13 protein-coding genes are annotated in these 14,857 nt (G+C 69.7%); 8 read left to right on the plus strand and 5 right to left on the minus strand.

The genetic code is table 11. From position 1 onward, the window contains the following. Nucleotides 1-24: 24 nt before the first annotated feature. The 4 genes from ACFWFP_RS07010 to ACFWFP_RS07025 all read right to left on the minus strand — a co-directional run bounded on the left by ACFWFP_RS07010 (nucleotide 25) and on the right by ACFWFP_RS07025 (nucleotide 3,431). Nucleotides 25-462 carry a DUF4247 domain-containing protein gene (locus tag ACFWFP_RS07010; protein ID WP_379293590.1) on the minus strand — a complete coding sequence of 146 codons (438 nt, stop codon included), beginning with the start codon at nucleotides 460-462 and terminating at the stop codon, nucleotides 25-27. Between the two features lie 230 nt (nucleotides 463-692). Beyond that, a complete protein-coding gene (locus tag ACFWFP_RS07015; protein ID WP_379293591.1) occupies nucleotides 693-1,274 on the minus strand; it encodes a class I SAM-dependent methyltransferase in 582 nt (193 codons plus the stop codon). 67 nt (nucleotides 1,275-1,341) lie between these two features. Beyond that, nucleotides 1,342-1,953, minus strand: coding sequence for an HAD family hydrolase (locus tag ACFWFP_RS07020; protein WP_379293592.1), 612 nt, complete (start codon nucleotides 1,951-1,953; stop codon nucleotides 1,342-1,344). Nucleotides 1,954-2,276: 323 nt separating this feature from the next. Continuing rightward, complete coding sequence (locus tag ACFWFP_RS07025) at nucleotides 2,277-3,431, minus strand: LLM class flavin-dependent oxidoreductase (protein WP_379293593.1); 1,155 nt, start codon at nucleotides 3,429-3,431, stop codon at nucleotides 2,277-2,279. A 179-nt stretch (nucleotides 3,432-3,610) separates the two neighbouring features. Between ACFWFP_RS07025 and ACFWFP_RS07030 the strand changes: the two genes are divergently transcribed. Then, nucleotides 3,611-5,116 carry a flavin-containing monooxygenase gene (locus ACFWFP_RS07030; RefSeq protein ID WP_379293594.1) on the plus strand — a complete coding sequence of 502 codons (1,506 nt, stop codon included), beginning with the start codon at nucleotides 3,611-3,613 and terminating at the stop codon, nucleotides 5,114-5,116. Here the strand turns inward: ACFWFP_RS07030 and ACFWFP_RS07035 are convergent, their stop codons facing one another. Then, nucleotides 5,117-5,617, minus strand: a complete 501-nt coding sequence (locus ACFWFP_RS07035; protein ID WP_379293595.1) for a hypothetical protein — start codon at nucleotides 5,615-5,617, stop codon at nucleotides 5,117-5,119. Nucleotides 5,618-5,952: 335 nt separating this feature from the next. Between ACFWFP_RS07035 and ACFWFP_RS07040 the strand changes: the two genes are divergently transcribed. From ACFWFP_RS07040 to ACFWFP_RS07070, 7 genes are all read left to right on the plus strand, one after another. Next, nucleotides 5,953-7,224 carry a hypothetical protein gene (locus ACFWFP_RS07040; RefSeq protein ID WP_379293596.1) on the plus strand — a complete coding sequence of 424 codons (1,272 nt, stop codon included), beginning with the start codon at nucleotides 5,953-5,955 and terminating at the stop codon, nucleotides 7,222-7,224. Continuing rightward, a complete protein-coding gene (locus ACFWFP_RS07045) occupies nucleotides 7,221-8,186 on the plus strand; it encodes a glutamate ABC transporter substrate-binding protein (protein WP_379293597.1) in 966 nt (321 codons plus the stop codon). Before ACFWFP_RS07040 ends, ACFWFP_RS07045 begins: the two co-directional genes overlap by 4 nt. Beyond that, a complete protein-coding gene (locus tag ACFWFP_RS07050; RefSeq protein ID WP_379293598.1) occupies nucleotides 8,183-9,355 on the plus strand; it encodes a hypothetical protein in 1,173 nt (390 codons plus the stop codon). The genes ACFWFP_RS07045 and ACFWFP_RS07050 overlap by 4 nt, the downstream gene beginning before the upstream one ends. Next, on the plus strand, nucleotides 9,352-11,781 hold the full coding sequence (locus ACFWFP_RS07055) for a tetratricopeptide repeat protein (RefSeq protein WP_379293599.1): 2,430 nt from the start codon (nucleotides 9,352-9,354) through the stop codon (nucleotides 11,779-11,781). Before ACFWFP_RS07050 ends, ACFWFP_RS07055 begins: the two co-directional genes overlap by 4 nt. Beyond that, nucleotides 11,778-12,788 (plus strand): PP2C family protein-serine/threonine phosphatase, encoded by a 1,011-nt coding sequence (locus ACFWFP_RS07060; protein WP_379293600.1) that lies wholly within the window; start codon nucleotides 11,778-11,780, stop codon nucleotides 12,786-12,788. The genes ACFWFP_RS07055 and ACFWFP_RS07060 overlap by 4 nt, the downstream gene beginning before the upstream one ends. Further along, nucleotides 12,785-14,074, plus strand: a complete 1,290-nt coding sequence (locus ACFWFP_RS07065) for a VWA domain-containing protein (protein WP_379293601.1) — start codon at nucleotides 12,785-12,787, stop codon at nucleotides 14,072-14,074. The genes ACFWFP_RS07060 and ACFWFP_RS07065 overlap by 4 nt, the downstream gene beginning before the upstream one ends. Before the next feature lie 328 nt (nucleotides 14,075-14,402). Continuing rightward, nucleotides 14,403-14,849, plus strand: coding sequence for an FHA domain-containing protein (locus ACFWFP_RS07070; protein WP_379293602.1), 447 nt, complete (start codon nucleotides 14,403-14,405; stop codon nucleotides 14,847-14,849). Nucleotides 14,850-14,857: the final 8 nt, after the last annotated feature.

Genomic DNA, 14,857 nt, shown 5'->3' on the forward strand with positions numbered 1-14,857 from the left:
GTGCGGGCGAGATGCCCGAATGAACTACTTGCCGCCGTTGTCGCTGCCGCCGCCGCGGTAGTCGCCCGCCGCCGAGCCGCTGGTCCAGCCGTAACCGCTGGTGTGGCCGTGGTGGCGGCGCGTGCCGTTGGCGTAGCTGTCGACGAGTATCAGGGAGCCGCCGGCGTGCGGTGACACCGCGACGAGATCGTGGTCGAAGCGCAGATAGTGGTTGTCGCCGGTGTTGCGCTTGCCGCGTGGGTCGGTGGCTTTCGCGATCGTGGCGGCCACCGCGGCCGGTGCGGCGGTGGCGAGGAACGCCAGGCCGTTGTTCGCCTGATCGAGCTGTTGGGCTCGCCGGTACTTCTCCGCGACGAATTCACGCGGATCCTCGTCGCGGGTGACCACCACGACAGCGACCACCGCCACGACGATCGCGACCACCGCGACCAGGCTCGCGATGATCCACCTGGCGCGATTCATCGAGCCGTCCCCCCGAACCCGGTGCGCCACACAACTGTCCGTGATGCGTTGATGACTGACCCTCCCCATCGAAAAATCCTGCCGGACTGTATCACCCGGGTCTGCGGACCTCCCTTATTGATTCGGACATTACGGACCGCTGGAGGCCGGCCCGATCTCCCGCCGCCCGCGTTGTGAGCCGGCGATTCGGCAACATCGGCGAGCTCGCCGCCGTTTTCCGCGGTGACAGCTCAGCGGGGGCGCTGCCAGCGCAGCGTGTAGCGCCACATCAGGCGGCGGTGGATCTCGGCACCGGGCAGGTGTTCGGCAGCGGCGGAACGGATTTCGGCCAGGGATTCGCGGGGATCGGCCAGCGCGACATCGGGGCCGCCGAACGAGCGGCGCCGCCACCGGTCCAGGCCCCAGATCGCCGGGAGCAGAGGGAGATAGTGGAAGTCGCTGACCGGGTGCATCTTCCAGAGACCGACCACCGCGAGAGTGCCGCCGGGGGCGACGAGATGGCGCAGGGCGGTGACGCCCTCACGCACCGGGACATGGTGCAAGGTGGCGACGGCGGTGACCACGTCGAAGGTTTGGTCGAGGTCGCGGAAGTCGGCGTGTTCGAGGTGGACGTTGGGTGCGGCGGGCGCGCCGGCGATGACCCGGTCGTCGATGTCGACGCCGAGCACCGCGTCGCAGCGGGTCGCTAATTTGCGGGCGAGTAACCCGTCACCGCAGCCGATATCCAATGCCGTGCGGGCAGTGTCGGGCACCTGATCGAGTACCCAGGGGTGGTAGTGCGTGTTGTGGTTCCAGTAGGGGTCGGTCGGCATGACCGGTGAACGTGCCGGGCCGCGGATGGGTTCCGGAACTGGTGTGCGTCACAAGCTGTTTCGTGGCCTATCGCCCGGATGCCTGATCGGCCAGCCATTCGGCGAATCGGGTGAGATCCTCGAGCACCACATCGGCGCCGGCGGTCCACAAGCTGTCGGCGTCATAAGGCCCGGTCGTGACGCCGACGGCCACCACGCCTGCGGCCTTGGCGCCGCGCATATCGCCGGCGTGGTCGCCGACGAACACGTGGGCTGATTCCGCGCGCAACACCTCGGCCTTGCCCGTCGCCCACAGATCACCGGCGAGACGATCGACCTGCCAGCCCAAATGGTCGACGTGCAGGCGCGCGTGCGGCTCGAATTTCCCGGTGACGACCAACGTTCGCCCACCGCCCGCCCGCACGGCGGCCAGGGCGTCGTCGGCGCCGGGCAGAGCGGCGATGTGGCCGATGACGTCCGGGTACAGCTCGCGGTAGCGGGTGACCAGGTGGGGGATCAGATCGTCGGGCGCGCCCGCGTCGCCGAGCAGCGTGGCCAGGGGCGGGCCGAGGTGCTCGGCGAAGTGCGAGCCGTCCATCGGGAGATCGAACTCGCGCGCGAGGGTGTCGATCGCCAGGGCCACACCCGGACGCGAGTCGATGAGAGTCATGTCCAGGTCGAAGCCGACGGTGAGGGTCACGCTGTCGAGCCTATCGCCGCGGGCCGCCGATCCGGTCGATCGCTGCCCGGACCTGCTCCGAACTGCACTGATTCACGTGGAACCCCGGTTGCACTCGATGCCGAAAACAGTTGGGGGAGCGTGGTGCAGCCAGGCACGCTGTGCGTCATGGCATTTGAGTCCTGCCGGTCGGTAGTCGGACAAACCGCAGGTCACGTTCTCATCGAAAGGTGTTGGGCCAAGGTGTCACCCGGCAAACGGCAGTCAGGGCAGGTGTGCAGCAACTGCCATTGCCGAGTGTCGAACCTCGGGGCGCGGCCCTGAACCGGGCGCGCCCCGAGACGTCAGCTGCTGGCGGCCGCGGTGAACGGCGCGACGGTGGGCACCGACACCGGCCGCGAGGGGTGGGTCCACACACCCTTGCGCTCCAGGATCGGCAGCACACCCTCGCCGAACCAGTACGCCTCCTCCAGATGCGGATATCCGGACAGGATGAAGTGGTCGATCCCGATCGCGGCGTACTCGAGCAGACGATCGGCCACCTCGGCGTGCGACCCGACCAGCGCCGTGCCCGCGCCACCGCGCACCAGGCCGACACCAGCCCACAGATTCGGGGCGATCTCGAGCCCGTCGGTGCGACCGTTGTGCAGTCGCGCCATCCGGCGCTGGCCCTCGGAGTCGCTCTTGGCCAGATTCGCCTGCACCCGTTCGATCTCACCGGGTGAGATGCCGTCGAGGAGCCGCTCGGCCTCGGTCCACGCCTCGGCGGCGGTGTCGCGGCTGATCACGTGAATGCGCAGGCCGAAGTCGACGGTGCGGCCCTCGATCGCGGCCAGCCCGCGGATCCAGTCCAGTTTCTTCGCGACCGCGTCCACCGGTTCGCCCCAGGTGAGATAGGTATCGGCGTAGCGGGCGGCGATCGGCCCGGCCGGCCCCGACGAACCGCCGAAGAACACCGGCGGAACCGGATCGGGGCGGGCGCTGAGGATCGCGTCTTTCACCCGCAGATGCTCGCCGGTGAAGCTGAACGGCTCGGTCGCCGACCACAGCTCGCGCACGATGTGCAGGAACTCGCCGGTGCGCGCGTAGCGCTCGGACTTGTCCAGGAAGTCGCCGTAGGCCTCCTGCTCGCGCTGCTCGCCACCGGTGACGACATTGAGCAGCAGCCGCCCGGCGGAATGCCGCTGGAAGGTCGCCGCCATCTGGGCCGCCAGGGTGGGGCTGGTCAGGCCGGGACGCAGCGCGACCAGGAACTTCAGCGTCTCGCTGGTCTGCACGAGCATGGCGGTGGTCAGCCAGGCGTCCTCGCACCAGGCGCCGGTCGGGGTCAGCACGCCCTCGAAGCCGTTGTCCTCGGCGGCGGCGGTGAGCTGGTTGAGATAGCGCAGCGTCGCGGGACGATCACCGGACATGAAACTGCCGTGTCCGCCCGCCATCAGGCCGCGCGAGTCGCCGTAGGTGGGCAGGAACCAGTGAAACGACAGTCGGTGATCGGTCATCCCTCGATGCTGACCGGTGCGCTCGCCCCCGTCACGGATTCCGATCACCGTGCGCGCAACCCCCGACACGCCGCGGCGCGGCCACGCCGAACTAGACGTAACTAAGCGAAACACGTAACCTCGTGACAAGCTCGGGCGACGGTGCTCGGGCCGGCGACCCTACGAAACGAGTTTCCTCAATGACGCGGCATGTCGACGTACTGATCATCGGCGCTGGCCTCTCCGGAATCGGTACGGCCTGTCACCTGACTCGCGAGCAGACCGGACGCACCTACGCGATCCTCGAGCGCCGCGAGAACATCGGTGGTACCTGGGACCTGTTCAAGTACCCCGGCATCCGCTCGGACTCGGACATGCTCACCTTCGGTTTCGGCTTCCGACCCTGGATCGGCACCAAGGTGCTCGCCGACGGCGCCAGCATCCGGCAGTACGTCGAGGACACTGCCAGGGAATACGGCGTCACCGACCACATCACGTTCGGTCGCAAGGTCCTCACCGCCGATTTCGATCGGGGCACCGCGCTGTGGACCGTACAGGCCGTGATCGAGGCGACCGGTGAGACCGAGACCTGGACCGCGAACTTCGTCGTCGGCGCCAGCGGCTACTACAACTACGACAAGGGCTACCAGCCCGAATTCCCCGGTCAGGACGACTTCACGGGCCAGATCGTGCACCCGCAGCACTGGCCCGAGGACCTGGACTACGCGGGCAAGAAGGTCGTCGTCATCGGTTCCGGCGCCACCGCGATCACGCTGATCCCGTCGATGGCCGACACCGCCGCGCACGTCACCATGCTGCAGCGTTCGCCCACCTGGATTCAGGCACTGCCGTCGGACGACCCCGTCGCGATCGGGTTCAAGAAGTCGCGCGTGCCCGATTCGGTCGCCTATAAGATCGGCCGCGCCCGCAACATCGCGCTGCAGCGCGCCAGCTTCCAGCTCTCGCGCACCAACCCCGAGCTGGCCAAGAAGCTCATGCTGGCCCAGGTGCGCCTGCAGCTCGGCAAGAAGGTGGACCTGCGCCACTTCACCCCCAGCTACAACCCGTGGGATCAGCGCCTGTGTGTGGTGCCCAACGGTGACCTGTTCAAGGTGCTCAAGAGCGGCAAGGCCGACATCGTCACCGACCGCATCGCGAAATTCACCGAGAAGGGCATCCTGACCGAGTCGGGCCAGGAGCTCGAGGCCGACATCATCGTCACCGCCACCGGCCTGAACGTGCAGATGCTCGGCGGCATCACGCTCACCATCGACGGTGTCCCGGTGAAGTTCAACGAGACGGTCGCCTACAAGAGCGTCCTGTACTCCGACATCCCGAACTTCCTGATGATCATCGGCTACACCAACGCCTCCTGGACCCTGAAGGCCGACCTCGCCGCCGCGTACCTGTGCCGCGTCCTCAACATCATGCGCGACCGGGGTTACACCACCTTCGAGGTGCACGCCAACCCCGAGGACATCGCCGACGAGTCGCTCATGGGTGGCGCCCTCACCTCGGGCTACATCCAGCGCGGCAACGACGCCATGCCCCGTCAGGGCGCGCGCGGTGCCTGGAAACTGGTCAACAACTACTACCGGGACCGCACCCTGATGCACAAGGCCCCGGTCGAGGACGGCGTGCTGCGGTTCACCAAGACCGGCACCACCGTCGAGCCGGGCGAGCAGAGCATCGGCGTCCAGGCGTAACTAGCGCTCGTCCTTCGCGGCTTGACGCCGTGCCCCCGCGGCGATGCTGGAGGCCTCGAACTTCTTTCGACCGGCGGACTCGCGGGTGGCATCGGTGCGCGCTTTCCCCGCGGAGCGCACCTTTCCGGCACTGGTGTCGATCTCGCTGAACGACGGCGCGTCCTTGCGGGCGCGGGCGAGCCGCTCGGCCTTCAACTTGCGGGCATTGCGCTTCGAGGCCGTGGCCAACTGGCGGCTCACCCGGCTGAGCGCGCTTTCGAAGACTTCCGCTTTGCCTGCGTTGTGGGTGTTTGCCGATTTTCCGGCGCCACGCGCCCCCTTGGCTTCTACCTTTGCCGCGCCGGATCGGCGATACACCTTGACGAATTTGTTGCGCGCCCGACGCACACGGGTATGCAGCCGGATCAGCGCCTCTTCGTCGAGGTCGGCCATCTGGGCTTTCTTTGTGCCGCGGATCAGGACGTACTCATCTTCGGACAAGGAATTCAGCAACTTCGACATGTCGACTCCGATCTACCCGAGGGTCACCGTAGGAAACGAGTGTAGCCCCACCCATTCACGGTCATTGTCGACAATCTTGTTCAACTAATTCGTGGGCGATAAGGGTCCGGAATTGTCTGCATCAGATTTCAGCGTGGGAATTACGGGACTTCGAAGGGTGAAATGCGGATTGTCCGTACGCCGGTCGGGCCGACGCCGACGACCACCCGTGAGACACCGCGTGGCGGGCCTTCTCCTGTCTCGTTTCGGCCGATTTCCTTCCCCCGGGCGAACTTTCAGCGGCTCCCGTACTATCGCGATCGAAGACACCGCCCGGGGAGATGAAGGAGGACGGTGTGGCATCTCGCCTACCGGCGACCATCCGTGACGCGGGGACGTGGCTGCGGCGATTCGCCGCGACGACACCAGGTGCGATCGGGGTGGTCCTCGTCGTGACCACGGTGGCCTGTCTGGTTGCCGGATCCACTGCGGGCCGGCAGCTCGACGCCAAGATCGTGCGCACCGAACAGGTGCTGGATCGGACCGAGCCGCTGGCCTTCGCCGCGCAGAGCCTGTATGTGTCGCTCTCGGCCGCCGACGCGGGCGCCGCCACGGCCTTCCTGTCCGGTGGCATCGAATCACCGCAGGTGCGAGACACTTACGAACAGGCACTCGCCGAGGCCGCCGCCGCGCTGGCGGAGGCGACCGCCGGTGCCACCGACGCGCAGACCAGGGCGATCGTCGCTCGCATCGCCGCCGACCTGCCGACCTACACGGGCCTGGTGGAGACCGCGCGCGCCAACAACCGTCAGGGCTTCCCGGTGGGTTCGGCGTATCTGCGTCAGGCCTCGGATCTGATGCAGACCTCGTTGCTGCCCAACGCCGAACAACTCAGCAAGGCTCGCTTCGCCGCGGTGCGTGCCGACCAGCAGCGCATCGGCGCGCTGCCGTGGACGAGCATCGTGCTCCTGCTGCTGGTCCTCGTGGTGTGCCTGGCCGGGTCGATCGTATTGCTGCGCCGGACCAATCGCCTGGTGAACACCGGCCTGGCGATGGCGGCGCTGGCCGCCCTGGTGGCGCTGCTGTGGACCGCGGGGGCCACCCTGACCGCCGCGCAACTGCTCGAGGACGGAAGTTCGGGCGCCGGAGCGCGCGTGGAGAATCTGGCGGGGGCCCGCATCCTGGCCCAGCAGGCCCGCACCGACGAAACCCTGGCCCTGATCACCCGCGGCGACATCACCGCCACGGAGAAGGCCTTCCAAACCCACAGCGGCGACCTGCGTGGGCGCCTCACCGCGGCCGGTGGCGGCGACTCCGATGCCGAACGCGCGCTGACGAATTGGAACGCGGGGCACAACGCCCAGCGCACCGCCTACGAGAAGGCCGATTATCCCGGCGCGGTCACCCAGGCGATCGGCACCGGCCCCGACAGCTCGGCTGCCAGCTTCGCCCGCCTCGACCAGGAACTGCGCGACGACCTCGCCCAGGCCCGCGACGACCTGCGCGACGGCGTCGCCGCCGCCGCGACATCGTTGACGCTCAGCCCCTTCGGCACCCTGCTCCTGCTGCTGGCCGCGGCCGGCGCGGTGATCTCCGGACTCTGGCCACGACTCAAGGAGTTCTTGTGAGGCGCCCACTGCTGGTCGCGTTCGCCGCGGCCGTCGCGTTGGTCGCGGGCTGCGCCGACGCACCCGAACCGTCGATCATCGCCGCGTCCGCGGTCGCCCCACCGCTGCCCGGCGCCGAGGCGATCACCTCGGCACCGGCCGCCGAAGGCACCGGAACCTGCGATACCGAAGCGACGCTGGCGCCGACGAGCCGGCCGCGACCGGGCGCGATGCCCGCGGGGTCGGCGATGGCCGCCATCATCGCCAACGGCAGGCTGCGGGTGGGCGTCGATCAGAACACCTACATGTTCGGGTTCCGCAATCCCTCGACCGGCAGGCTCGAAGGCTTCGACATCGACCTCGCCCGGGAGATCGCGCGCGATCTGTTCGGTGACCCGGACAAGATCGAACTGCGCTCGGTCACCGCGGCCGACCGGATCCCGCTGTTGCAGGAGAAGAAGGTCGACATGATCGTGCGCACCTTCTCGGCGACCTGCGAACGCCGCCGAGAGGTCGACTTCTCCAGCGTGTACTACCGTGCGGCGCAACGCATCGCGGCCCCACACGGCGCGGGCATCAGCAACGGGACCGGGCTCGCGGGCAAGCGGGTCTGCGTCGCGAAGGGCACGACCGCCGCCGCACCGCTGTTCACGTTGCCCACCCCACCCATCGTGCTCGGCGTGACCAACTGGACCGACTGCCTGGTGGCCCTGCAGCAGGGCACCGTCGACGCGATCAGCGGTGACGAGCCGATTCTGGCGGGTCTGGTCGCCCAGGACCACAATCTCGAGGTCGTCGGCGACCCGATCGGCGCGGGCGCGTACGCGGTGGGGGTGCCGCGCGGCAGCGACGAGCTGGTGCGGTTCGTCAACGGCGTGCTCGACCGCGCCCGCACCGACGGCACCTGGCAGCGGATCTACGCCCAGCACCTCTCGACTCTGGGCCCCTCACAGGGCCCGCCGGTGCCCCGGTACGTCGGATGAGCTGGCCGACGCTCGGGGTGCCCGAGATCGATCGGGAACTGGCGGGGCGCACAGCGGAATTGGCGACAGTGACCACGACCCTGCTGGAACTGGACCGCCACCCCGGCCTGGCCCTGGTGCGCCGCTATCCGCCGACGGGGGAGACCGCGCGTCGCTGGGCGCCGGTGGAGAAGGCGCTGGGCGAGCTCTGGGAAGACCTGGGGCGGGTGCGCGCCATCCTCGGCGAGGCGCAGACGGTGCGTGGCGGTCGCGGCAGGGTCGACGACCGGTCGCGGGGACGGCTCACCGAGCTGCTGCGCGGTCGGCCGCACGAGGTGGCGAGAATCCCGATTCCCTTGGCGCAGCGCGGCCTGACCGGGCCCAGCGAGACCGTGGTGACGGTCGGCATCGCCGATTGCCTGGACCGGATGCGCGCGGCGTTCGCCGTCGTCGCCCCGTTCGCCGACGAGGTCGCGGCGGTCGACAGCCGGGTGCTCGGTGCGCTCGCCCCGCTGCAACAGCGCGTCGAGCACGCTCGTGGCGCGCTGGACGCGGCCACCGAACCGCTGTCCACCCTCTTGCGTCGGGCGGGCACCGATCCGCTCGGTTTCGGACCGGGCGAGATCGACACCGCCCTCGCCTCGCTCACGGCGCTGATCGACACCGAGTCCGCCCGTCACAGCGACCATCTCGCCGTCGCCGCGGATCTGCCCGGTGCTGTCGCTGCGCTGCGCGCACAGTTGGCCGAACTCGGCGAACGGCAAGATCGCGCCGACGACACCGTCACCCAGGCTCAGCACAAGGTCGCGACCGGCGAACTACCCGACGGCGGCGAACCGGCCCCGCGACTGCGCGCCGAACTCGACACTCTCGGCGCCACACCCGATCGGCCGACGGTGCACCATCTGCTCGCGCTGCGTGCTCGGGCCGGCGACGCTGCCGAAAAGACCACGCGGCGAGAGGAATTGGCCCGCGGTCTGCTCGATCGGCGCGCCGAACTGCGCGGCAGACTCACCGCCTACCGCGCCAAAGCCTCGCGGCTGGGGGTGAGCGAGGACCGGGACGTGCTCGCCGCCGACCGGATCGCGGCCGGTCTGCTCACCCGCACACCGTGCGATCTGGCCGCGGTCACCCGGGCTGTCGCGGACTATCGTTCGATCATCGGGGAGAAAGCGGGGCGGACAGCATGACGTGTAGTGAACCGGGGTGCGGCGGCACGATCGAGGACGGCTACTGCGCACTGTGCGGGACCGCGCCCGTCGCGAGCGCGCCACCGGTACCGCAGGCCCGACCCGCGGGCAACGGCCGATCGGGACGCACGACAGCCCAGCCGCGCAGCGCGAACCCGCAGCCGCCACCGATCCCCGCGCCGGTTCCCGGCGCCTGTGGCGAACCCGAGTGCGACGGCACGATCGTCGACGGGTACTGCGACACCTGCGGTACCGCGCCCGCCACGGTGACGGGCCCGACGCACAGCCCGTCCGCGTCGACGGTCAGCGCGAGCGGGCGCACCTCGAGCCGCTCGGTCCGGACCCGGTCGGGCTCGGCGCGTTCGGCCGCGCGCGGCAGGCTCGGAGCCGGGCTGGTCGAAGTGCCGCCGGTTCCGCGCGTCGACCCGGCCACGGCGGTGCTCACCGACCCCCAGGTGCCCGAATCCGACCGCTTCTGCGGCAAATGTGACAAGCCTGTCGGTCGCGGCCAGGCCGGTGTTCCCGGGCGTACCTCCGGGTTCTGCCCGCACTGTGGGACCCGCTACTCGTTCGTGCCCCGGCTGCGGGCAGGCGATCTCGTCGGCGGCCAGTACGAAGTGGCGGGGGCGCTGGCCCACGGTGGTCTGGGCTGGATCTATCTGGCCACCGACCGTGCCGTCAACAAACGCTGGGTGGTCCTCAAAGGCCTCATCGACACCGGCGACGCCGACGCGCTGGCCGCCGCCCTGGCCGAACGTCGCTTCCTCGCCGAGGTCGACCACCCCAACATCGTCAAGATCCACAACTTCACCGAACACGCCGACGCCGACGGCGAGCCCGTCGGCTACATCGTCATGGCCTATGTCGGCGGTACGTCGCTGAAGCAGATCCTGCGCGCCCACCGTGCCGAAACCCAGCGCTATCTGCCCCCCGCGCAGGCGATCGCCTATGTGCTGGAAATGCTGCCGGCCCTCGGCTATCTGCACGCTCGTGGCTGGGCCTACTGCGACTTCAAGCCCGACAACGTGATGCAGACCGAGGAACGCCTCGAGCTGATCGACCTCGGCGCGGTGATCGCGATGGACGACCGCACCAGCCCGATCTACGGCACCCTCGGCTACCAGGCTCCCGAGATCGCCGAAACCGGGCCGACCGTGGCCACCGAGATCTACACCGCGGGCCGCACCCTGGCCGTGCTGATGATGCGAGTGCCCTCTGTCGACGGCAAGCTCGGCCCGATCCCCGGCCCCGAGACCGAACCGCTGCTGGCCGAGCATGATTCGCTGTACCGATTCCTGCAGCGGTCCACCGACCCCGACCCGCTGGCGCGTTTCGCCTCGACGAGCGAAATGGCCGACCAGCTCACCGGTGTGCTGCGGGAGGTGCTGGCGACCGGTGACGGCATTCCACGGCCCGGCATGTCGAGCCAGTTCGGTCCGGCCCGCGCCGTCTTCGGCATCGACAGCGTCACACCCGAACCGGGCGCCCTCATCACCGGCCTGCCCGCCCCACTGGTCGATCCCGGCGACAGCGGCGCCGCCCTGCTGGCGACCACCGATGCCGCGACCCCGGCCGAACTCGAGCAGGCACTCACCGCCGGACTGCGCGCGGTGGTGACAGGATCGGGCGAGTCGGTCGAGATCCCGCTGCGACTGGTGCGCGCCGAACTCGAGGCGGGTGACGCGGCAGCGGCGCTGACCCGCCTGGCCACCGTGGACGCCGAGCTCGAATTCGACTGGCGTCCCGTCTGGTATCGAGCCCAGGCCGCCCTGCTCACCGGCGACTATGCCGCGGCGGCCGCGGATTTCGAATCCGTCTACGCGGCCCTGCCCGGTGAACCCGCTCCCAAACTCGCGTTGGCGGCCGCACTGGAGCTGGGCGCTGCCGCCCGCGGCGAGCAGCCGGACGCCGCGGCCTTCGAGCACGGCCGCGCGCTCTACGAGGTGGTCTGGCGCACCGACCACACCTACCTGTCCGCCGCCTTCGGCGCCGCGCGCCTGCGCCGCACCAGCGGCGACCGCGCGGGCGCGGTGGCGGTCCTGGATCAGGTCGACCGCACCTCCTCGATGTTCACCGAGGCGCGGGTCGCCGCCATCGAAACGCTACTGACACACCGTGATCCGGCCGACCTCGACGAAGATCTGCTCCGCCGGACCGGCGAGCGGGTCGACCACTTGCGCCTCGACTCGCGCAAACGCACCGCGCAGGTGCGGATGTTCGTCTTCGAGGCGGCACTGAACTGGATCCGGTCGGGACAGCGGCCGAGCGCACCAGGCAAGCTGTTGGACGTGGAATTCACCGAGCAGGGCGTGCGGACGGGATTGGAACGATGCTTGCGGACACTGGCGCGCGAGGCCGACGACATGTGGACCCGATTCGTCCTGGTGGACCAGGCGAACTCGGTGCGCCCCAGGACCACGCTGTGACGGCGCCGGGCTGTGCCGACTGCGCGGGCTCGGCGCGGGCGGGATACCGCTTCTGCGAAGGCTGCGGTCGCGAACTCGGCGTGCGCAAAGTCGCACTGCCCGTGCACGATCCGGTCGCGGTGCCGCAGTGCTCGACGTGTGGTGAACGCCGCTACGAGGGCGGCTACTGCGTCAAGTGCGGCAGCCCCAAGCCCGTTCCCGACCGTTTCGAGGAGGACCTCGGTGCGGTGTATGTGCTCACCGACCGCGGAATCAGCCACTCCCGCAACGAAGACGCGGTCGCGGCCGCGGTGCGCGAGGGCGACGGCATCCGGGTGATCGTGGTCAGCGACGGCGTCTCCACCTCCCAGGATCCGCAAGCGGCCTCCGGCAACGCCGCCCGCACCGGTGTCGATGCCGCCCTGGCCGCCCTGGCCGAGGGCCGGGCCGACTCCGACGCCGCGATGGCGGGCCTGGCGGCGGCGACCGCGGCGGTGCGCGGCATGTCACGCACTCCCGAGTACGCGCCGTCGTGCACCTATGTGTCCGCGATCGTGCGCGAGACGAGCCTCGGCACCGACATCACCGTCGCCAATGTCGGTGACAGCAGGGCGTTCTGGCTCGCCGCGGGCGATCCGACCGCCTCGCGCCGGCTCAGCGTCGACGATTCCTGGGCTCAGGCTCTCGTCGACGCGGGCGCCCTCGACGAGACCGCGGCGATGAACGACCCGCGCGCTCACACCCTGCTGCGCTGGCTCGGCGCCGACGGTGGCGAAGCGCCGTGGTCGGCGAACTGCCTGCAACGCATGCTCGCCACCGAACCCGGCACGTTGCTGCTGTGCAGCGACGGCCTGTGGAACTACCTGCCCGAGGCGGTCGCGCTCGCCGGCTTCACCGTCGAGACCTCGCCACAGGCCGCCGCTCGCGCGCTCGCCGACTTCGCCTTGAACAGCGGGGGTAGTGACAACATCACGGTCGCCCTGGCTCCGGTGCCCGTTGCCGTTTCGCACGAACCAGGAGTGTCATGAGTTCCCCTGAGACAGCCGGTATCTCGATCGCCGTCGACCAGAACGAATTCCTCGCCGAAGGCGCGAGCGTGGTGGACGCGGTGCTGACGGTGACCACCGGCCCCGAACTCGCGGCCGTCGCGACACCACCGCCGCGGCTGGAGATCCTGATCATCGACTGCTCCGGTTCGATGGGCAACAAGCGCAAGTTCGAGAACGCCCGCAACGCCACCCGCACCGCGCTGGACGAGATCCCCGACGGCACCGCGTTCGCCATCATCGAGGGCACCGAGTCGGCCCGGATGATCTACCCGAGCAACAACACCCTGTCCGCCCCCGCCGACCGCGCCCACCGTGGCTCGGCCCGTCGGGCTCTGGATCGGTTGCGGCCCGACGGCGGTACCGCGATGGGTTCCTGGCTGGCGCTGGCCCGCGAGGTCGCTGCCGGGCACCCCGGCGCGCAGGCGCACGCGATTCTGCTCACCGACGGCAAGAACGAGCACGAGACCCCGGAGCAGCTCGCGATCGAACTCGACCGGGCCGAAGGACTTTTCGTCTGCGACTGCCGCGGTGTCGGTGACGACTGGGTCGCCGAGGAACTGCGCAAGATCGCCTCGAAACTGTCCGGTGACGCGAACATCGTCGCCGATCCGAAGGACCTGGCCCGAGACTTCGCCGCGATGATGCGATCCTCGGCCGCGCGCGTGATCCCGGAACTGACGTTGAAGGTGTGGACCCCCGCCGGTGCGCGGGTGCGGATGGTCAAACAGGTCTCGCCGGTGCTCGAGGACCTCACCGGGCGCCGGATCGACGCGGGCGCGCAGGTGGGGGAGTACCCACTGTCGTCGTGGGCCGCCGAGGAACGCGAGTACCACGTGCAGATCGAACTGGAACCGGCCGCGCCCGGCCGGGAGAAGCTGGCCGCGCGGTTGAGTGTGCTGGCGGGTGCGGAGGTTCTCGGCCAGGGCCTGGTGCGCGCGGTCTGGACCACCGATTCGACCCTGTCGACCCGCATCAGTACCCGGGTCGCCCACTACACCGGCCAGGTCGAACTGGCCCAGGCCGTGCAGGAGGGTCTGGCGGCGCGCCGCAGCGGTGATGTCACCACCGCGACGGCGAAGCTGCGCCGCGCGGTGGAACTGGCCGCCGCCTCCGGCCACGAGTCCACCGCCAAACTGCTGCGCGGTGTGGTCGAGGTCGAGCACGACGGCACGGTGAAGCTGCGCGGCCAGGTCGCCGCGGCCGACGAACTCGCCCTCGATATCCGCTCCACCAAGACCGCCCGGGTGCGGCCCGAGGGCGGCTGACATGCCGATGTGCGCGGACGGACACCAGTCGCAGTCGACGGACTACTGCGATGTGTGCGGATCGGCTCTGGGCGCGGCACCCGCGCCCGACCCGGCGGCTCTGCGCCTGTGCCCGAACTGCCACGCGCCGACCAGCGGACGTTTCTGCGAAGGCTGCGGCCACGATTGCGCCCTACCGCCACCGACCGCGACGTCGCCGCGTTCCGGTGACCGACCGGAATCGGCCGACCCCGTCGGGGCCGGCTTCGGCGACCCCTCGGCCGGGCGGCGGCCCGAACCGTCACGTGCGGGTGCGCATCCCGGTCATCGAGGTGGGTTCGATCCCACCATGATCGCTTCCGGCGCGCCGCCCGACAGCGGCCGATCCGGGGTGTGGGTCGCGCGGATCTTCGCCGACCGCGAGTTCTACGCGCGCGTTCAGGCTCGCAAGGGACCCGATGCCGAACGTGTCGAATTCCCGGACTTCTACCCCGAGCGTCGAATCATCTTGCGTGGCAACCAGTTCCTGATCGGAAAAAGGTCGGCCTCGCAGGGGATCGTGCCCGAGATCGACCTCGGCATCGCCCCGGCGGATATCGGCGTCTCGCGCGCGCATGCGATGATCCAGGTCGATCAGGGCGGCGCGCTCACCATCACCGACCTCGGTTCCACCAACGGAACCAGCCTGGACGGCGCCGAAACACCGATCACTCCGCAGCAGACGGTCGCACTGCGCGAAGGCAGCCGGATCCATGTCGGCGGCTGGACCACCATCGCGATCACCGCGGAGCCGTAGACGCATCT

It is taken from the genome of Nocardia sp. NPDC060249 (genome assembly GCF_042728755.1).
Lineage (GTDB): Bacteria > Actinomycetota > Actinomycetes > Mycobacteriales > Mycobacteriaceae > Nocardia.

What these genes read in the sequence shown, in the direction of transcription:
- ACFWFP_RS07050 (WP_379293598.1), top strand. Translation starts at nt 8,183, where the DNA reads ATGAGCTGGCCGACGCTCGGGGTGCCCGAGATCGATCGGGAACTGGCG.
- ACFWFP_RS07055 (WP_379293599.1), top strand. Translation starts at nt 9,352, where the DNA reads ATGACGTGTAGTGAACCGGGGTGCGGCGGCACGATCGAGGACGGCTAC.
- ACFWFP_RS07030 (WP_379293594.1), top strand. Translation starts at nt 3,611, where the DNA reads ATGACGCGGCATGTCGACGTACTGATCATCGGCGCTGGCCTCTCCGGA.
- ACFWFP_RS07070 (WP_379293602.1), top strand. Translation starts at nt 14,403, where the DNA reads ATGATCGCTTCCGGCGCGCCGCCCGACAGCGGCCGATCCGGGGTGTGG.
- ACFWFP_RS07065 (WP_379293601.1), top strand. Translation starts at nt 12,785, where the DNA reads ATGAGTTCCCCTGAGACAGCCGGTATCTCGATCGCCGTCGACCAGAAC.
- ACFWFP_RS07010 (WP_379293590.1), bottom strand. Translation starts at nt 462, where the DNA reads ATGAATCGCGCCAGGTGGATCATCGCGAGCCTGGTCGCGGTGGTCGCG.
- ACFWFP_RS07015 (WP_379293591.1), bottom strand. Translation starts at nt 1,274, where the DNA reads ATGCCGACCGACCCCTACTGGAACCACAACACGCACTACCACCCCTGG.
- ACFWFP_RS07025 (WP_379293593.1), bottom strand. Translation starts at nt 3,431, where the DNA reads ATGACCGATCACCGACTGTCGTTTCACTGGTTCCTGCCCACCTACGGC.
- ACFWFP_RS07035 (WP_379293595.1), bottom strand. Translation starts at nt 5,617, where the DNA reads ATGTCGAAGTTGCTGAATTCCTTGTCCGAAGATGAGTACGTCCTGATC.